We start from the raw sequence: 19,248 nt of genomic DNA on the forward strand, positions 1-19,248 counted from the left end.
AGGGCGCGAGTGCCTCCGGCGGGAGTATTTGGGGAAAGATGAAGCGGGCGCGCAGCCTGTTCACCGGGAGGAGACGCGGATGGCGGACAAGAGCTTTCTAACCTGGCCGTTCTTTGAAGACCGGCACCGTGCCTTGGCGGCGGAGCTGGACGAGTGGGCCGGGGCGCATCTGGGCGGGATTGATCATTCCGACACGGATGCGGCCTGCCGCTCGCTGGTGGCGGCGCTGGGCGCGGCGGGCTGGACCCGGCACAGCGGTGCCGAAGCCGGCGAGACCTTGGATGTGCGCAGCCTGTGCCTGATCCGCGAGACGCTGGCGCGCCACGACGGTCTGGCGGATTTTGCCTTTGCCATGCAGGGGCTGGGGACCGGGGCGATCTCGCTGTTCGGCACGCCGGAGCAGCAGGCGGAATGGCTGCCGCTGACGCGCGCGGGCAGGGCGATTTCCGCCTTTGCCCTGACCGAGCCGCAGTCGGGATCGGATGTGGCGAACTCCACCATGACTGCCACGCCGGACGGTGATCATTATGTGCTGAACGGAGAGAAGACCTGGATTTCCAACGGCGGCATTGCCGATGTCTATACGCTGTTTGCCCGCACCGGCGAGGCGCCGGGGGCGAAGGGGCTTTCGGCCTTTGTCGTGCCCGCAGGCTTGCCTGGGTTCGAAGTCGCGGAGCGCCAGGAGGTGATCGCGCCGCATCCGCTGGCGACGCTGCGGTTCACCGATTGCCGCATCCCGAAATCCGCGCTGCTGGGGCAGCCGGGGCATGGGTTCAAGATCGCCATGTCGGTGCTGGATGTGTTCCGCTCCACCGTGGCGGCGGCGGCGCTGGGCTTTGCCCGCCGGGCGCTGGACGAGGCGCTGCAGCGGGTGACGGAACGCCAAGTGCAGGGCGCGCCGCTGTTCGAACTGCAGATGGTGCAGGGCCATATCGCCGATATGGCGCTGGACGTGGATGCCAGCGCCCTGCTGGTCTACCGCGCCGCCTGGGCCAAGGATTCAGGGGCTGCGCGGGTCACCCGCGAGGCTGCGATGGCCAAGCTGTTCTCCACCGACCAGGCGCAACAGGTCATCGACAAGGCGGTGCAGTTGCATGGCGGCGACGGCGTGCGCCGGGGTCAGAAGGTGGAGGAGCTTTACCGTGATATCCGGGCCTTGCGCATTTACGAGGGCGCTTCGGACGTGCAGCGGGTGGTGATCGCGCGTCAGGCTCTGGGGGCCTTTCAGGGAGGGAATTGAGATGCTGGGATCAACCGCACATGTGGACACATTTGCCCGGGACAACCTTCCGCCCATGGACCAGTGGCCGGAGTTCCTGCTGGAGGGGTTTGACTACCCGGAACACCTGAACGCCGCGGTTGAGCTGACCGATGCGATGGTGGAGAAGGGCTTTGGCGACCATACCGCGCTGATCGGCAACGGCCGTTACCGCACCTATAAGGAGCTGGCGGATTGGACCAACCGGCTGGCGCATGTGCTGAGCGAGGACCTGGGCGTGAAGCCCGGCAACAGGGTGCTGATCCGCTCTGCCAACAACCCGGCGATGGTGGCCTGCTGGCTGGCCGCGACCAAGGCGGGCGCGGTGGTGGTCAACACCATGCCGCTGTTGCGCAAGGGGGAACTGGCCAAGATCGTTGACAAGGCCGAGATCTCCCACGCGCTGTGCGACACCAGGCTGAAGGACGAATTGGTCGCCTGCGCCAAGGAATCGAAATTCCTGAAGACGGTTGTCGGCTTTGACGGCACCTCCAACCATGATGCGGAGCTGGACCGGCTGGCGCTGGAGAAACCTGTTGCCTATGAGGCGGTGAAGACGGGCCGCGATGATGTGGCGCTGCTGGGGTTCACCTCCGGTACCACCGGGTCGCCCAAGGCGACGATGCATTTCCACCGCGATCTGCTGATCATCGCCGACGGGTATGCGCGCGAAGTGCTGGATGTGCAGCCGGAGGATGTGTTTGTCGGCTCGCCGCCGCTGGCCTTTACATTCGGCCTCGGCGGGCTGGCGATCTTTCCCCTGCGCTTTGGCGCGGCGGCGACGCTGTTGGAAAATGCCACGCCGTCGAACCTCATTGAGATCATCGAGAAATACAAGGCCACCGTCTGCTTTACCGCGCCGACGGCCTATCGCGTCATGCTGCGGGCGATGGAAGAGGGTGCGGATCTGTCGTCGCTCAGGGCGGCGGTGTCGGCGGGGGAGACCTTGCCCGCGCCGGTCTATGAGGAGTGGATGCAGAAAACCGGAAAACCGATGCTGGACGGGATTGGCGCCACCGAGATGCTGCATATCTTCATCACCAACCGGTTCAGCGACCACCGGCCCGCCTGTACCGGCAAGCCGGTGGGCGGCTATCAGGTCAAAGTGCTGGACCGCGACGGCAATGAGGCGCCCCGCGGCGAGGCCGGGCGGCTGGCGGTCAAAGGCCCGACGGGCTGCCGCTATCTGGCAGACGAGCGGCAGGCCGAGTATGTGCGGGACGGCTGGAACATCACCGGTGACAGTTTTGTCCGGGACGCAGATGGCTACCTGCATTTTGCCGCCCGCAACGACGACATGATCGTTTCTTCGGGCTACAACATCGCCGGTCCCGAGGTGGAGGCGGCACTGCTAGCGCATGAGGCGGTGGCGGAATGTGCGGTGGTGGGGGTTCCGGACGAGGCACGCGGGGAGATCGTGCAGGCGCATGTGGTGCTGTCTGATGGCCAGGCGCCGTCGGATGCGCTGGTCAAGCTGCTGCAGGATCATGTGAAGGCAACCATTGCGCCCTATAAATACCCGCGGTCAGTTGTGTTCACGGACGCCCTGCCGAAAACGGAGACCGGCAAGATCCAGCGGTTCCGGCTGAAGGGATAGGCTGCGTTGCATTCAAGGGGACCGATGGGCCGTTTTCCCCGTGACGGCGGGCAGCGGCTGTTGAAGAATTTCGCCCAGCCGCTGTTTGAGGTCTGATTTCTTGAGGAAATTCTGCAGCAGCGGATGCTGCAATGCCCTTTGTTCGTCCCGCGGGTCGATGGAGTTGGTGACCATCGTGATGCTGAGGCGGCCGTGCCAAATGGCTGGAAAGGCGGCCAGCCGGTCGAGAAAAGCGAAGCCGTCGAGCCGTGGAATATTCAGGTCCAGCAAAATCCGGGTTCCCAGCGGCGGCGGGAAGGCCGTCAGAAACTCCAGTGCTTCCTCGGCATAGGTGAATTCGATCACCTCAGTCTCCGGCTGAACCTTTCTGATCGCCCTCAGCAGGAAAAAACGGTCTTCTTCCTGTCATCAATTACAATAATCATCTGTCGCCTGCTATGGTTGCGCAACCGCGGGCAGCGTGACGACAAAGGCGGCGCCGCCGTCGATGCCGGTTTCGACCCGTATCCCGCCCTTCATCTGCTCGACAATGCGGCGGCTGATCGAGAGGCCAAGGCCGGAGCCCTCATACTCCGAAGCAGCGTGGAGGCGGACAAACAACTCGAAAATCCGTTCCCGGTCTTCTTCGGCAATGCCGATGCCATTGTCGGCAATGCGCACCGCAATTGTTCCGGGGACCGCGTCAACGGGGTTCAACTCAATGCGGCAGAGGGTGTCCTTGCGCCGGAATTTTAGCGCGTTGCTGAGAATGTTCTGGAATACCTGCCCAAGAAGCGCTGGCTGACCCAGTGCCTGCGGTAAGGAAGCGATGCGGATTTCAGCCTTGGATTCAGCAAATTTCGGCGACAGGTCCTCAACTACGCCCTTGATCACCGTGTCCAGGTCAACAACGGCCGGGTCTGCGCTGTTGTCCTGCAGGCGTGCGTATTCCAGGATACCGGAAATACGGTGGCTCAGGCGCTCTGCTGCCTTGGTCGCAAAGTTGGCAAGCTTGTGGTCGCTCTTTTCCATCCGGCCGTCCATGTCCTCGACCAGCGAGGAAATGCTGTCCTGAATGGTTTGCGAGGGCTGCACCAGGTCGTGGGCTGCCACAAAGGCAAAGCGGCGGATCTCCTCGGCGCGGCGCTGCACATCCGCTTCGCGTTCGCGCAGATGGGTGATGTCCACATGAACCCCCATCATCCGCAGCGGTTCGCCATCGTTGGACCAGTCCGTCACATGCCCGCGGCACAGAACCCAAACCGTATGACCGTCTTTGTGGAAGTAGCGGACCTCCTGATCATACGGGTGGGCGCCCTTCGTCTGCACATGTGCGTCAAAGTTCTTCAGCGCAGTTTTGAGGTCGTCGGGGTGAATCATCTGCATCCAGGCGTCGGGCGTGTTTTCGACCTCGTGATCCTGGTAGCCGAACATTTCCTTGAAACGGGGGCTCATGTATTCTGTGTGACCGGGAATGTTCCAGTCCCACCAGCCCGAGGTCTCGGTTTCCAACAGCCCTTCGAGCGCGTCGCGCTGCTGTCGGACCTCTTCCTGCAGATCGACAAGTTCAGAGACATCCACCAGCTTGACCACGGCACCGGATTTGACGCCTTCGGAATGGATGAAGGGCCGGACAATCAGGATGGCGTGGCCGCCCTTTTTGAACCGGAGATTGCGGCTGCGGGTCTCGCCGGTGTCCAGCACCGCCTGGGTGTCTTCCAGCAGGGCGCCCATGGATTCATGGGTCAGGTTGGATGTAAACGTCGTCAGCGGGCGGCCGAAATCCGTCGCGGTGAGGTCGAAGTAGTTTTCGATCCCCTTGCTGAAACGGCGGATCCGCATACTGCCGTCGAGGAATAGAATGCCAAGATCCGTATTGCTGAGCAGGTTTTCGATGTCGGAATAGGCGGTTTCGAGCTCTGCGATCCGATCATTGGCTTCCATGTTGATGGTATGGAGCTCTTCGTTGGTGCTTTGCATCTCCTCGTTGTTCGCCTGCAGCTCTTCGTTGGCGGTCAGCAGTTCTTCATTTGCGGCCTGCAGCTGTTCGTTGGTCACGGAGAGGTCGTGGGTGGTAACGGCCAGAAGCTCCTCCAGCGAGGAGATTTCGCGCTGCAGCCCGGCAATGATCTCGCGGCTTTCCTCGCCGCCAACCGACAGCTGCGCGCCTTCGGTCGCCTGCGAGGCGGAGCGGCAGGTCACAAAGACCGCCTCGCGGTCATAGAGGGTTGACTTGCGGCAGATCAGATCCACCACAGTCTTTTCACCGTCAGAGATAATCACCAGCCCTGATTTTTCGGCGACTTCCTCCCGTTCGACGCTGCGCAGCAGCAGCAGCAGGGTGGACCGCAGTGACGGGTCCAGGAGGTCGAGCAGCCGGGTCGAGAAGCCGTCATTGGGGAAGCTCAGGAATTTCCGGTAATTGCCAAAGGTTTCCAGGATGTTCCCGGAGGTGTCCAGGACAAACAGGCAGGCATCCAGCGAGGCAAATGTGTGCTTCAGAAGCTCATGCGCCTCCTCGTTGCCGACAGACACGCTGAACGGCCGCATCTGTGACGGGGACGGGGGCGGATGCGGCAAATCCTTGTAGCGCTGGTTCAGCACCCGCAGCCCGATGAAGCTGTGGTTCTTCTGCGCATTCGAGTAAATCCGTTCAATCTGATCCAGAGGGGCAAAGCCCATCTGTCCCCGGCCAGTGGTTTCGGCGGAGCCCAGGAACAGAAGCCCGCCCTTGCGCAGCGAATAGGACATCATGGAGAGCACGTTGGATTGCACCTCCGCCGACAGATAGATCAGAACGTTGCGGCAGATGATCAGGTCGGTGTGAATATAGGGTGCTTCATCAATCACGTTGTGCGGCGTGAAGATGATCTTGCGCCGCAGCCTGCTGGCGATCTGGATGCTGCCGGACGCAAAGGAGAGGAACTCTTGCCGCCGGTAAAATTTGGGGATCTCATCATTGGCTGCAAGCGGATAGATGCCGCGCTTGGCGAATTCCAGGGATTCCGAATTCACATCCGACGCGATGATCTTGAAATCGCGTGTGATATTGTTGTCCTGGCGGTAGGTTTCCAGAAGCAGAGCGACGGAATAGGGCTCCTCGCCGGTGGAGCAGCCGATACACCAGATTTTGACCGGCTGGCTTGTGTCGCCGCCCTCGAATAGTTCCGGCAGACGCCGCGACAGTTTATCCTAGGCGGCCGGATCCCGGAAGAAAGCAGTGACCCCCACCAGCAGCTCCCGGTGCAGGGTTTCCAGTTCGCACTGCGAGTTGGTGAGCAGCGTCAGGTAGCCCGAGAGCGTCGTCTGCTCTGTCAGCCCCATCCGGCGCACGATGCGCCGTTTCAGGGTGCCTTCCTTGTAGGTTTCAAAGCTGATGCCAGCCACTGTGCCGGCAAGCTTGAGGATCTCCTGATAGTCCCGTTCACTGTTTTCGAAAATGCCGGAAAGGTCGAACAGCTTGTTGCGCTCCAGTTCGAACACCTTGGACAGCTCGGGCAGGATGTCAGTAGGGGGCAGGGTAAAGTCGGCTTCGGTTGTTGCCAGCGCGGCAAAGGGCATGCCGTCGAATTCCGCCGTGTCGGGATCCTGGACAATGGCAATCCCTTCGCGCTCCTTGATGCTGCGCAGGCCGCGGCTGCCATCGGTGCCGGTGCCCGACAGCACGACGCCCACGGCGCGGGATCCGACTGCCTCGGCCAGGGAAGAGAAGAACAGGTCGATCGGCAGGTTCAGCTGATTGCGCGGGCTGGGCTTGGTCAGGGCAAAGCGCAGGCCTTCGAAATCGCTGGTGCTGGCGGGGCCTGCCTCTGAGGAATCCGCCGAGGTGCCTTGGATGACAACATTCCACTTGGGCGGCAGCAGATAGATCTTGCCCGGCTCTAGCGGCATGCCGTTTTCAACCACGCAGACATCCGCGGCGGTTTCCTTGCGCAGAATTTCCCCCATCAGCGAGTCATGATCCGGGGACAGGTGCTGCACGATGACAATGCTGTGGGAAAAACCTTCCGGCATGTCGCCCAGCATGGATTTGATCGCCGACAGCCCCCCGGCCGAGGCGCCGACGCCGACGATGTAAAAGGATGAGTTGACCTTGCCGATCGAATGTGCCGGGTCAGCCGCTGTGCCGTTGCCGTTCAAATTCGCGTTCTGTGTGTCAGAGTGTTTTCCAGCCATGACTGTTTTCCGCCTAAATAAACTTGCCCTGCAGCCCCTATGGCAGGGGTTTCCGGCCTGCCAGTGGGTGCTGCATCCGAAAGTGCATCTGCAATCTACGATTACCCGCTTCCCGGGAGTATCGCTTGTCCCGGTTTTTGCCACAAGGCGAATGGTTTTGGAAGGTAAAGCGGGGCTGGGGAGGACTTTGCCTGCTGCAAGGCGCCTCCCAGCTTTCCTGCAGGTTGGGGGCAGCCCGTCGAAACGCCCCGAAAACGCAGCGTCAAGCTTCCCGAAGCGGAACAAAGGGGGGTCATGTTAGCTTAAAAAAGAGTTAACATGTGGAGATCAATGTGAAATTATTAATTTATTATTATATCGTTAAAATGCGCTGATGGGTTTGTTTTTATTTACCTGACCCGCTCTGAATGCTACCTAAAGGAGAATCTAAAAGTGAAGCTGACAAGGTGCCAGGGGTAGACAGATGAACGTCCTGCTGATTGAAGACGACGAATTCTGTGCCTTTCGCTTCCGTCAGCTTGTTCAGGCGCATTTGGACGGCTCCAGCGTGGAGCTGTGCAACAGTGAAAAGAAAGCATTGGGCAAGCTCGGAGAGATCGCTGCGGGGCGGTACGATGTGATTTTCATAGATCAGAATCTGCCGGACGGCCGTGGCGCCCGCGTCGCGCAGCGCATCCGGCAGGCAGAGGCCGGGCTGCGCAACAAGCTGGTCATGCTGACCTTCTGCGAAGATGACCGCACCAGGGCGGAAGCCCTGGCCTATGACGTTGACGGTTTCATGACCAAACCGGTGAACTGGCGCAAGCTGTCACGGTTTCTGATGGATGGCGACTACCGCTGGAACATTGCCGACCTGCCGGCCGATCTTGGGCTGTACCGGTCGCTACGAAGCTCCTGAATCTGGGGGTCGGACTGCGGCGCGGCCACCGGGGCTGCCGCCGGCGGCGATGGGCGGCGGCCTGGCAAAATGTCGCCACCTGCCGCGTTCTAGCTGAGCCTTGTTAAGCTGCAATCAGCTGGATTTGCAGCGGCGCGGCGCCAGCCGCAATTTCCAGCAAGCGGTCGATGTTCGGATGCGCGCCGGGGCGGTTCTTTGCATCTGTGGTGTGCTCAGCAAAAACAGCAAGGCCGTGTGCCGCGGCCTTGGCGTCCAGGACTGTGAAATTCTGTTGCAAATACTGATACACGGCGAGCGAGCCCTGTTTGCCCGGCTGGTTTTCGATTGAAGCGGCGGTGGTGCCATCCGGGGCGGTAAGGTCGATACGGGCAAGGCCGCCGATCGGCGGCAGAAGCTGCAGGTTGTCCTTAAAGGACGCAGTGGGCTGGATCATCGTTCAGTCCTGTTGTGGCAAGCGTTTGCGCGTGATTAACAGCTTTGGCCAGCTGCCGCCATGGTTCGGCTCCACCGCTGAGCCGCGTCGCCTGCATTCCCGGCTGCCAGGCCTGCGAAAGGTTTCAGCACTGCGGTGCCAGAGGGGAGGAGGGCCTTTGCTGGCTGTTCCGGAACATGCCCAGTATCCAAGAGCAGGCCTGCGGTGACGCGGCAATAAAAGCCGGCTACATTCGCGCTGTTCAGGGTGCAACCGGGATCAACTGAAGGAATATCTGAATGAAACTCATCATGGCTTTCCTGGCGTGCAGCGCCCTTGCCACGGGGGCTCTCGCGCATTCCCAGGTGGACACAACGACACCTGCGGATGGTGCCCGGATTGCTGCCGTTCCGCTGGAGATTGCCTTTGATTTTGCAGATGAAATCCGTCTGACCCGGGTTGAGGCGATCCACCGGGATGGGGCTCCGGCAGTGCTGGACCTGGACGGGCAGAAGAGTTTTTCCCGCAGCTTCACGCTGCCTTTCCAGGGTGTGGGGAAAGGCACCTACCGGATCGAATGGCGGGGGCTGGGAATTGACGGGCATCCAATGCAGGGCGCATTTCAGTTCACGGTAGAATGAACATGCCGGACATCTGGGGGGCGGGCGCGCTGCTTGCCAAGCTGATCCTGTACACCGGTGCGACCGGCGCAACAGGGCTGGTGCTGATCCGCCTTGCCTACCCGGGGCTGGTTGCGCCGCTGCGTGCCCGGATCAATGCGCAAGCCGCGGTGCTGGCCGGTGTTGCCCTTGCTGCCGCGGTTTTGGGCTTTGCTCTGCGCGGTGCGGCGCTGACCGGCAGTTCCGATGGCATGACCGACCCGGAAATGCTGGGGCTGCTGTGGCAGACCGCCGCCGGCAGCGCGCTGGTTTGCCGCCTGGCCGGCACTCTACTGCTGCTCGCGGGGCTTCTGTTGCGTCGGGCAGGCCCTTGGACCGCATTGGCGGGCGGCGTCCTGCTGCTCTGGTCCTTCACGCAGATCGGCCACATCCCGGTGCAAGGGCAGCTGCCCCTGCGGGTCCTGCTCTTTGCGCATCTTGCTGGCATCGCGTTTTGGATCGGCGTCCTGAGCCCGCTGCGGGACCTGTCCCGCAAGCCTGAGCAACTGGAGCAAGCGGCATTGCTTGGCCGCAAATTCGGGCAGGCGGCCATGATTGCGGTTCCCGGATTGCTTTGTGCTGGCCTGCTGATGGCTTGGCAGCTGCTTGGCGATCCGCGGCTGCTGCTGACAACAGGCTATGGTCAGGCATTGCTTCTCAAGCTGGCGCTGATCGCTGCGGTGCTGTTCCTGGCGGCCCTGAACAAGCTGCGGTTTGTCCCTGCCTTGCAGGCAGGCGGGGCGCGCGCCGGCAGGCATTTGGCACGTGTGATCGAAATAGAGGCCATGATCCTGCTGGCCGTGCTTGCGGCGACGGCAACCTTGACCAGCGTTCTGACGCTTCCTGGATAAGGCGCGCAGGAACTCTGATCGTACTGCGCTTGGTAGAACTGCCAGCAAGAAACCCGGCCTGTGCATTAGCCCTGGCCGCCGCCTTGTCTGTGGGAGCAGAACCGGCCAGGCTGCTGGTTCTGCGCGGTTCAACTGTGAATAAAACTCTCCTGCGCAGTCTGAGGGAATAGAACAGAACTGAAGCAGGAATGTTGAGGAGCATGCAGAGAGAGGGGCGCCGAAAACCGAAAAGCGCTGGAGGCGAGTACCGGAATCGAACCGGTGTACACGGATTTGCAATCCGAACATAAGGTGTTGAAAAGAAACGACCTGACGTTGAGAGAAGCGCAGGACGAAAAGGAAACAAACCGAGAATGTTGCGATCTGCAATGGGGATATTTTTTCCAAGTTTCCCGTTGAGACAAGAATTGTAATTCTTGAGTGTTTGGATGTCGTTAACCATTGAGGCCTAGAGCTTCATGGAAGTCGAGATGGCGTTTTGGAGGTTGAGCCGAATGAATTTGAGTGAAATGTCTTCAGAGGAATTGAAGAAACTCAGAAAAGACATTGGTAAAGCACTATCTGTGCGCGAGAAGATGGATTTGAAAGCCGCCGCGGAGGCTGCTGAGGCTGCGGTTGCTGAATACGGGTTTACGCTGGCAGACTTTGTAGGAGCTGGGAAAAAGAAGAAGGCGGCACCCAAGTACAGAAACCCTGAAAACAGCGAAGAGGTTTGGAGTGGCCGGGGTAGGCGACCTAAGTGGGTAGCCAACGCGCTTGAGGCGGGGCACGACCTCGCGTCTATGGAAATTTAGCTTCTCCTGTTGCTCTGGCTTGGCATCCGATCTGCGATTTGATCGCGCATGTACTTGCCCCTTAGGTAGCAATGTGGCGACAATTTTGAGCCAGGAGAAGTTACTGCTAGTTCGAACCCTGCAGGATTCAGTTGCTTACTCCTGCAGGGTTCCTTTGGTCAGAAAGAAGGGGAATGAGCGCCCCTCTCGTCTTAATATGCGGGAGCATCGTTTAGAGTTCCTTTGCGCTTCGTCAAAGTACCGATAAATGAGCGGGCCATAGGGCATAAGTCAGGCAGTTCACGTGACAATGGGCTGCTCTACCCGTCTCATTGAGCGGGTTGTCAGTACCATTGTCAGGAACTCCTGCGATCTGGTGAAAAACCACAAGCAATCCTGTACCGAACGTGGGATTAGGGGAGGCAACGTTGTCGCGGGAGGAGGCGGGACAAAACCGTCATTCGCTGCAAGTGCAGCTAGGTCAAGCACGAGCGTCAGGTTTGTGCAAATGAGTGGCCGTAACAAACTTCATCTTAGATCCAGGATGCCAAGTTTCGCAGGGTGTGCTCGACGGTGCTTCGGACATTCCGCCCTCTGAAGGTCACTGTAGCCGTGCTCGGCGCATTCCTCGGCTGGACGAACCGCAAAAACTTGGGGAAGGCACGAGAGAGTCCCACGCCCACAGAGGTAATCTATATCACTAAAATTCGCGCAAAAGTGGAAAGATTTACGTTTTGTTTACTAAGGTCAGTTCAACTTATGTTCTACTCCAACAAGCCACTAAAGCGGGCCTTTAGAGCAAGCGCAATGGCACTTCAGGCAAGAACTCCTCGGGCACCCACGGGTGGGAAATCGTGGAGAAGTCACATGTCAAGCATCTTTGACGCCCCCGAGAAGTACAGTTGGGACAACATCGCTCCGATATCTAGCAATCGATTGCTAAAACTAAAGAAAAACCTGGAGGCTGGAAATGTCGAAATCATTGATCTCAGACCCCTCCCACAACAAGCTGACAAGTCTTTACCGCCTATTGACGAAGACTTGATAACGGGGATCGAGCGTCAGATCGAAGCGCGAGCCCGGCCTAAAGAGGTAAGAAGTATTGGCGAACAACATCTTAGAATAGTTGAAAAACCACGCCAACCTAAGCCCTGAAGCAAGCTCTGGTGGCCTCGGCGGACGCTGAAGTCACCAAGCATCTCGAACTCTGTTTTTGGAACCGAGATCGCAAACTACAATGGCAGCCTCTGCGGTAAGCCCATTAAGCTTCGGCTTTTTCTGAGCCCCCCTCCGTAGGGTACGTGACGTGACCGGCCGGGAGCCCTGCGATACACGCCCAAATTGGTTCACCGCTCCGCATCTCCAAGTATAGCACGAACTGCAACGACCTTCTGACATGTCGAGAATGTTTCTCGCCCCTAAAGGAGCAAAGTCTCTCCTTCTACCAGAGACAAAATTTCATCAACGGAAACTCCGGACAGAACCAGACGTTCATCATCGGTCGAGATCGTGGTTGTAATTTCACCATCAACAGCGACTTGGTCGAATTTCAGAGACGAAACGTGATTGCTTCCCCAGGCTCTCAAGTCAAGAAGATCAAGTCCGACCTCAAAGTCGCCCAAAACATCCTGCTTTCCATCCGAAGTGAAAACAAAATGATCGGCGCCTTCGCCGCCGAAAACTGTGTCACGGCCTGATCCATCGTAGATTTTGTCCGAACCTTCTCCACCGTTTATGTAATCACTTCCTCTTCCGCCATCGATGGTATCATTGCTCTCTCCACCATCAAGCAGATCACCTCCAACACCGCCGTCAATTTTGTCGCGCCCCTTTCCTCCTAGGATGTTGTCGCGACCAGCACCACCATCAAGCGTGTCATCCCAGGTTCCGCCGGAAATAGTATCACTTCGCCTTCCACCGTAGATCAAATCTCGTCCGTTTCCACCTTCTAGCCGATCCTTTCCACCTTCACCCATGATCGTGTCATGCCATGCTCCACCCATAACGGTGTCATTGCCCGCGCCCCCAACAATTTTGTCTTTACCGGCCCCCCCCTGAAGCACGTCCCGTCCCTTTCCACCGTGCAGGTAGTCGCGCCCGACGCCGCCGTTGATAGTATCATTTCCCTCCTCACCAAAAAGCCGGTCAGCAGCAGAATTCCCATCAAAATAATCGTCGCCTGCACGGCCATAGATAACGTCCTTGCTATCGCTTCCATCGATATGGTCGTCACCATCTCCGATTCTAGTAAATTCGATGAAGTTCAGTGCCCAGGGATCTAGGGAGATTACCACAGTCCCATCGTCAGACGTGGAGCTCTCGCCGTTGATCACAACCGGATCAGCTCTATGGTCGGCGCCACCTTTACCGCCATCAGTGAGCATAGTAGATTTGATGAAGTACAGGTCATCACCTACGATCTCCGAAAAATCAAGCTTGAAACTATCGCGGGTTTCACCGCCACGGTCGGAAGCAATAAATGAGAACTCATCATCATTCCCGAAACCATGCACATCAACTTCACTCTCTAGTGACCAGTCGAGAACTGGTGATTTACCAACAAGCCTATCGCGCATTTGGGAAAATGTTTCACCAGCAATCGTCAAGTTCTCCTGCTCAACATCCGTCAATGTAATGCTTTGTGTGGTGTCAAAGGTGAGCGGCCAAATTTGGGAAACATCAATTCCATGGGTGAGTTGTTCATAAAACATCTCAACCAACATCGATGCGTGCTCAAGCCCGCGCGCATTTTCTCCGTAGTAGTTGGAATTCCACTCTGTGACATGAAACGAAACCGGATCCACAGAATCCGAACGGTCCAGAAGATCGATAAAACGGTTATATTGAGAGAACATAAAAATATTATCTTCATCAACTGCGTCCAGCCCTGTGCTTACATAGTAATGCTGAAGAACACCGTCTACCAACTCGGCTGCCCCGGGCACATGATTAATTTGTTCAACCAGATCTCGAACTTGGTAATAGGCGCTTCCTTGTCCATCTACTTGAGCAGTGATAAAACCTTTTGGAACCACACCAGCAAATTCTTTCTCTATGTAATCCTGGGAGTAGATTCCGTACATATCCTTCTCAGGATCTATGTAAACGATAGTGTCCTCTCGCGGCGAGTATACGGCAGACGCCGACGACGTTCCTTGCACAACTAAATCAGGCGCCTTTAGACCATTCCGTTCGTAAAAATTCATAATCACCGGCAGCAGGTTCGCCACAAGGTAGCCATATTCGGAGGCTGTCATCTCGCCAGACCCCCAAAATTCGTTTCCCAGTTCAATCGCAGAGATTCTTACGCCGTTCTCAGTGGACTCACGAACGACCGCTTCCAGAAAGGTCTCCAGATCATCCAAATATTCACTGCTAATCTCTTTACGGCTCCCGTAACTGCCATCGCGTATTGCCTCTGCAGCGCTTTTCTCAAAACCTGTCCGGGTTGGGATCACAATCGAAACTGAAAGCTCAGACTTGCCGGCCTGTTCAAACATTTCGTCCATGGGCAGAAGATCCTGGACCCTTTGTGTTGTTGACAAATCAGCGTTGGGGTTCGCCATGTCAAAATAATACTCGGTAGCGGCCCCTCCAGGATATCGAAGATTGGTGATCCCCATCTCTTCAACCAACGAGGACAACTTGGACGAAGGGTCGACATACTCCTCATCGTAGATTGTTACGAGATTAACGCCGAAGTGATCTTCGGTGACCTTAGTGCCAGAATTGTAGTCGGTTTCGTCCCTAACAATATGCGTCACCATACGAGCCACCCACTGTAAATTTTCACGATTTGTTCTCATCGGAAAACTGGCTGAGAAATATTACCGAAACAATAACGGTCCGACGGGTGAAATCACGCACTCACAAGTTAAAAAGCATTGATAATTTTGCGAAAAAAATCTGAATAGTTAAATGGAATACCATTCAAAACATGCCGCCAATCTCAAAAAATTTTCAACCTCATAAAATCGAAAGTAAATTCCTGCGCCTGCGGAAGTGATAAGCGCTAATTCGAGTGAGAATGTCGCGAAATGCGGTAAATTCCGCCAGCAGAACCTAGGCAATTTGCAAGAATATTATCGCTTGCCGACCCATCGATAAATTTACGTGAGAGGCTCGTGGAGCGACTAAATCGCTGTGGGAGAACTTCTTGGGGGTATTAAAAAGCCATCTCCGAGAGGTGAGCAGGTGCGATTTTTTCATACGAGCTTTCGTAGCTCATGTTCTCCCGCAAAGAGTGATCGCAAGTCGCAACTTTTCTGCAGTTTAGGCAGCACTGCGTACACTCAGAGGGGCAATCTCAGCCTTTGCTGATGGCTCGAATATCCGCGCGCATGCCTCAATAATCCGCATGGCGCCGTTCGCGACGTGCTGCCAGTGCGAAGATCTAGCAGGCGACCAATGACTGCTAAGGGCTCTTAGCTAGCCCCCTACTGCCTGTCATAGGCTCTGCTCTAGCTCAGGGGTGCTTGATGCAAGTGCGACGCATGCTGTCAGCTCTTTTAGCTTCTGCCTCGTTGTACGGTAGGATTCTGAAAGCCCTTAATACGCTTCTAACGAGGCTTCGTATGCCCCGGCTATGTTAGCCGCCAGTTCTTGATTTTCAATCGTACTGACCAGACGGCTTAATGCTCGCGACGAGCCGTGAAATGGCGCTCTCCCAGGCGGATTTCTCTGCTGGAGACAGGTTTTCTCCCATAGTGTCCTCTAGCGCTGCCACAAGAGCTTTTTCACCAACCTCAAGCTGTTGATCCGTAAGCTGAAACCTAGCATGAGATCGGAGAAGAAGTTCGCTAAGCTCAGCAAGTCCACCCGGTGAAGTAAGCTCCCGAATTGTACGCGCAAGCATTGCTTCAAACATGTCCCGCTGGCGGGATAAGTCTTCTTTAAACAATGGTTTCAGTTCTGGAAGCTCCGCAAAGAGATGATGGTAAAAGCGGTCGCTCAAAGTGGCCTTTCGAGCGAACACCTTTGCAAAGCTGTCTTGAACTTGTTGAATGCTGATTGTTTCCATTCGAGGAATCCTGAACTTGCTATACGGGCATGCTAGGCGGCCCGTCGCGGCTCTTATTTCCTCAGGGCTGATTGGTTACTTTGACATGCATCAAAGGGTTGTCGCGCAGTCTTTTCCAATTTCTGGAAATTTGAGCTAAGTCACGCCGAATAAGGCCGTTTGGCGCCGTTCACGGCCTTCTGCAGGTGCGAGGGCCTGCCTTGTGGTCAGAGACCGCGCAGGGGGCGGAGCGGCAGTTGCATCGACATTATAAGGTTCAAGCAGAGGGAAATTGCTACTCGACCTTTAGCCTTGGGTGAACCGCTCCGGTTGCCAACGCTACCCCTCAACAACTGTCATAGCGCAGTCGCGGTGGGCATTGGGCATGCCCACGTGATGCGGATTCTGCACGAGATACCAGACCGGCGCATAACCTGGCGCCTGAGTGCGCGAATAGGTGCATCCGTCCGGAGAAGTCCAATGGGTGGCGTTGCCGTTGCGAAATACGCTTTCCTGCGGCAAGAAGCTTTTCACAGTTTGCCGCTGGGCTACTGGGTTCCTATAGTTGGTGGCTGGCCCATACATTTGGGACAAGTCCTGCCGATCAAACTCGACATCGCCGCAAGCAGACAAGGCAAAACTCAGGGCTACAGGGATAATCAAACGCATTGCAGGCATTCCTTTTACAATCCAACACTGAAACCGCCCTAGCCAGGTCACAAACTGCCGTCCGCACTTTAAGCAGAAAGTTATAGGTCAGAACAGTTATAGCGGTAATTTTTTGGTTGAAAAATGTATAATACATTAATTAATGGCGGCCGCTTAAAATTCGAAATACTTAGCGGGTGAAAAATGCGAAGATTTAGAGTTCGTCCGGCGAGATTCGCCCTGTCTTAACCTCCTGTTCTCTCAAAGGTGATATTGCCTAACCGAGTTTTGAGGGAGCGGTTGCTATGTGCAAAATACTGAAGTTCAGCCTTTTACTTTCTACAGTAGCGGCGGTGGCAGGCTGCGTTTCACCGGAGCAGTTTGAAACCACGCCAGTACAGATCGAAACTAGCAAGGGCGTTGTCACATGCCAATTATACACAAAGGATCGGGTTCTTTGGGACCGTTCGATCGGACGCCCGCAAACAATGTCGGTCGAAGAGGCTGATGCCATTTGCAAGCAGGAAGGTCATAGGCAAATGACCGGTGGCTGAGCATCTCGCGGTTGCGGCGGTAAATTTCGTGGGATTGGCTAACTGGTCTGATGTAGCCCAGTGTCGAACGTCCACTTTTTCCGGTTTGGCAATCCTAATTTAGCGGTTCCTTGGACGCCAGCTGGCGCCAATCGCGATTTGCTGCACCGCCGAGAGTTTACCAAGCGGCCGGTGGCATCTGCGGGCTAAACCGTTGCACTGGTGAGGTGGTTTGGTAAGCTGCTTCCAGTAAAGGGGGCAGTTTGTGAGTGGCTTGGTCGTTTGGGTGATCATTTTTGTGGTTGCAGTAGTTGCAGCGACCGCAGCGCACATCCTCATCAGCCCTGGCGAGATCAACATCCTAGTTTGGGGTGTCGTTTTTTGCTTGGTTCTTCTGGCGTTCGATATTTTTTTCTCCATCTACGAAATTGAAACAGGGGGCGATATTCCAGATCCCCACCCACCTCTGCCCACACTTTGTGAGAATGGTGCATTGCCTCGAATTGACGGTACTTGCCCCTGTTCTGAGTTTGACCTTCGAGCGAGATGTTGAGCAATCCGAGAAGGGGGAGCGCGGTCGTCTGATCGTCGAGCGGCCTGCAGAGAAACAGAACCAGGTGTTGCACCAGGTTTTGCAGGCCGCTCTGCCCCACCCGTGGAAGGTTGCGGGATGGTAGGTGAGTTAGAGCTACACTTAGGATTGTCTACAATGAGGGTCAGGCCAAGCGGGCGATTTGCATAGCCAGGTGCAAGTTATTTGGCGTGAGCCGCTCGGAACAACAGTCAGATGGGAATGGTTTTGACGGAGCGCCTTAGAACGAAGCTTTTTTGCCGCCGTCATACCTTCCTCTCTAAGAAGCGCAAAATAAGTTCTCTGAGCTTTTTTCCCAGTGTTCAACCAGGTCAGCCCCATTTGCAGTGATTTTTTGAGTTTCGCTCAACTCGAAGAGGTCGGATGTCAGTAGGGAGACCACTCGATAAATATCATTTGGATTGGCTGGAGGTTGCATATTTCTAACAATCGGCGGGCGCTCCAAGTAGTATGCTACGTTGGTCAGCGCAAAGGCCATCGTTAGGCCAGTTACTTCCGGGTATAGCCTTGCAAGAGAGTAAACGACTCTATGCGGAGGTTCGCCATGTTCTATCAGTTGTTCCGCAGCGAATGCTTCTATTTCACCAAGGATTTTTTGAGTTAGCAAACGTCACACCTTCACCTCTTAAATCGGCCGTTAATAATATGTTAACCTTTTCTTGAGGAAACCTCCATACTTCAGCTTGAAGAGCTTTCCACTACAGGCAGGTGCCGGCCACAAGTTCGGTCGCAATGAAAGCTCTGTTGGCTGAATTGGGGTTCTCAGGGCCTACGAAAAGACGATGGGACGGCCTGCATTGGTCCCGCTGATTGCAGCGACTGACGTGCACTGACAATGTATCTACACGCAGGACAGATCTTAGCTGAAACACACAACAAAGGATGCCGCCATGAGTTACCCGGATTTCATCACAGCATTTCCCAGCCTTGATGTGCCATTTCCTGATGATGTCGTGCAGACGGCAGTTCTGAAGTCAGAATTTGGCCTAGTGGCTTTCATTACGTTCCTGAAGGATATGGAGCTCCCTTCGCATTCACACGGGGCACAGTGGGGCACGGTTGTTGAAGGGGAAATTGAGCTTACCATCGGGGGTGAGACGAAAATTTATAAGGCCGGTGATAGCTACTCAATTCCGTCTGGCGTCGTTCACGGAGCCATGATCACGGCAGGGACGCGAGTTATCGACGTCTTCGAGGAGGCTGATCGGTATCCGATCAAAGGCTGACAAAGGTCTCCGTTCGATGCCACCATTATAGTGGCCAGCCCGCCTTAAGCTGCGACTGACCACCTGTTCCTTCAGTGAGAGAGCATGACGGTGAAGGCCGCCAAAGCTCTGAATGGCATGCTGCTGTGAGGTAAACATCAGACGCGAGTGTGGCCGGTTGTTTAGAAAGGGAAGTCACCGATCTTCTTAAAGAACGTGTCTAGAATGGGGCGGGCCGTTCGTTTTGAAGCGAACTTCAGGCCAACCTTTGTGCTCTGCCTCCAAATGACACTAACTTCCAGGGTGCCAATTCCCTCAACTGTCACCGATTGAAGTTCTCTACGGCTAAACTGTGGGTTTTCCTCCGTGAGTTGGACACCCAAGCCGCTGTAGCTGATGTTCAAAGTTGTGGCCTCGCGAGGACCGCTTGGGAAGTTAAGTGTGCAAGGGATATTCAATCGCAGGCGGGATTCTGTATCGATGAATTGCTTGAGCATTGGAATTCTGTAGTAGTTCTTTCCTATCCGCCTGAGGCCAGAGGGATGTTGTCTTTGGAAGCCGCGGTGGGCTTGGCGGTGCTCATTTCTTAAGCGAAACCGGAGAAGGAGGCTGAGGCGCCGCTGCCGATCAATTAATTTTCCTATCGGTGAAAGATTAAGAAGGGGTTG

The 19,248-nt window shown here is 56.2% G+C and carries 16 protein-coding genes; 8 read left to right on the forward strand and 8 right to left on the reverse strand.

The window, feature by feature from the left end; all coding sequences use genetic code 11:
* Window positions 1-79: 79 nt before the first annotated feature.
* Together ACXAEK_RS11965 and ACXAEK_RS11970 are read left to right on the forward strand one after the other, a co-directional pair.
* Window positions 80-1,240, forward strand: coding sequence for an acyl-CoA dehydrogenase family protein (locus tag ACXAEK_RS11965; protein ID WP_475042185.1), 1,161 nt, complete (start codon window positions 80-82; stop codon window positions 1,238-1,240).
* Between the two features lies 1 nt (window position 1,241).
* Entirely contained in the window at window positions 1,242-2,855 is a 1,614-nt protein-coding gene (locus ACXAEK_RS11970; RefSeq protein ID WP_475042187.1) for an AMP-binding protein, read from the forward strand.
* Window positions 2,856-2,867: 12 nt separating this feature from the next.
* Here the strand turns inward: ACXAEK_RS11970 and ACXAEK_RS11975 are convergent, their stop codons facing one another.
* From ACXAEK_RS11975 to ACXAEK_RS11985, 3 genes are all read right to left on the reverse strand, one after another.
* Window positions 2,868-3,200, reverse strand: a complete 333-nt coding sequence (locus tag ACXAEK_RS11975; protein ID WP_475042189.1) for a response regulator — start codon at window positions 3,198-3,200, stop codon at window positions 2,868-2,870.
* A gap of 90 nt (window positions 3,201-3,290) precedes the next feature.
* Window positions 3,291-6,020, reverse strand: coding sequence for a CheR family methyltransferase (locus ACXAEK_RS11980; protein WP_475045257.1), 2,730 nt, complete (start codon window positions 6,018-6,020; stop codon window positions 3,291-3,293).
* Window positions 6,021-6,026: 6 nt separating this feature from the next.
* The gene (locus tag ACXAEK_RS11985; RefSeq protein WP_475042191.1) at window positions 6,027-7,010 is read right to left on the reverse strand and encodes a chemotaxis protein CheB; all 984 of its coding nucleotides are present in this window, start codon (window positions 7,008-7,010) and stop codon (window positions 6,027-6,029) included.
* Between the two features lie 463 nt (window positions 7,011-7,473).
* Here ACXAEK_RS11985 and ACXAEK_RS11990 point away from each other — a divergent pair, with 463 nt between their 5' ends.
* Window positions 7,474-7,908: a response regulator gene (locus tag ACXAEK_RS11990; RefSeq protein WP_475042193.1), complete on the forward strand. Its 435-nt coding sequence runs from the start codon at window positions 7,474-7,476 to the stop codon at window positions 7,906-7,908.
* Window positions 7,909-8,011: 103 nt separating this feature from the next.
* On the opposite strand, the gene ACXAEK_RS11995 is transcribed toward ACXAEK_RS11990, so the two are convergent.
* Entirely contained in the window at window positions 8,012-8,341 is a 330-nt protein-coding gene (locus ACXAEK_RS11995; protein ID WP_475042194.1) for a DUF2322 family protein, read from the reverse strand.
* A 278-nt stretch (window positions 8,342-8,619) separates the two neighbouring features.
* Between ACXAEK_RS11995 and ACXAEK_RS12000 the strand changes: the two genes are divergently transcribed.
* The 4 genes from ACXAEK_RS12000 (at window position 8,620) to ACXAEK_RS12015 (ending at window position 11,758) form a co-directional block, all read left to right on the forward strand.
* Window positions 8,620-8,961 carry a copper resistance CopC family protein gene (locus ACXAEK_RS12000; protein WP_475042196.1) on the forward strand — a complete coding sequence of 114 codons (342 nt, stop codon included), beginning with the start codon at window positions 8,620-8,622 and terminating at the stop codon, window positions 8,959-8,961.
* Between the two features lie 2 nt (window positions 8,962-8,963).
* Window positions 8,964-9,830 carry a copper resistance D family protein gene (locus ACXAEK_RS12005; protein ID WP_475042197.1) on the forward strand — a complete coding sequence of 289 codons (867 nt, stop codon included), beginning with the start codon at window positions 8,964-8,966 and terminating at the stop codon, window positions 9,828-9,830.
* Between the two features lie 458 nt (window positions 9,831-10,288).
* Window positions 10,289-10,624, forward strand: a complete 336-nt coding sequence (locus tag ACXAEK_RS12010) for an H-NS histone family protein (RefSeq protein WP_475042199.1) — start codon at window positions 10,289-10,291, stop codon at window positions 10,622-10,624.
* A gap of 846 nt (window positions 10,625-11,470) precedes the next feature.
* Complete coding sequence (locus ACXAEK_RS12015; protein ID WP_475042200.1) at window positions 11,471-11,758, forward strand: hypothetical protein; 288 nt, start codon at window positions 11,471-11,473, stop codon at window positions 11,756-11,758.
* 263 nt (window positions 11,759-12,021) lie between these two features.
* Here the strand turns inward: ACXAEK_RS12015 and ACXAEK_RS12020 are convergent, their stop codons facing one another.
* From ACXAEK_RS12020 to ACXAEK_RS12030, 3 genes are all read right to left on the reverse strand, one after another.
* A complete protein-coding gene (locus ACXAEK_RS12020) occupies window positions 12,022-14,370 on the reverse strand; it encodes a calcium-binding protein (protein WP_475042202.1) in 2,349 nt (782 codons plus the stop codon).
* Between the two features lie 842 nt (window positions 14,371-15,212).
* Window positions 15,213-15,623, reverse strand: coding sequence for a globin domain-containing protein (locus ACXAEK_RS12025; protein WP_475042204.1), 411 nt, complete (start codon window positions 15,621-15,623; stop codon window positions 15,213-15,215).
* 318 nt (window positions 15,624-15,941) lie between these two features.
* Complete coding sequence (locus ACXAEK_RS12030) at window positions 15,942-16,271, reverse strand: hypothetical protein (protein ID WP_475042205.1); 330 nt, start codon at window positions 16,269-16,271, stop codon at window positions 15,942-15,944.
* A gap of 1,994 nt (window positions 16,272-18,265) precedes the next feature.
* On the opposite strand from ACXAEK_RS12030, the gene ACXAEK_RS12035 reads away from it, so the two are divergent.
* Window positions 18,266-18,601 (forward strand): cupin domain-containing protein, encoded by a 336-nt coding sequence (locus ACXAEK_RS12035; protein ID WP_475042206.1) that lies wholly within the window; start codon window positions 18,266-18,268, stop codon window positions 18,599-18,601.
* A 161-nt stretch (window positions 18,602-18,762) separates the two neighbouring features.
* Here the strand turns inward: ACXAEK_RS12035 and ACXAEK_RS12040 are convergent, their stop codons facing one another.
* Entirely contained in the window at window positions 18,763-19,077 is a 315-nt protein-coding gene (locus ACXAEK_RS12040; protein WP_475042208.1) for a PilZ domain-containing protein, read from the reverse strand.
* Window positions 19,078-19,248: the final 171 nt, after the last annotated feature.

The sequence above is a fragment of the Leisingera sp. ABM4_101 genome, assembly GCF_056158725.1.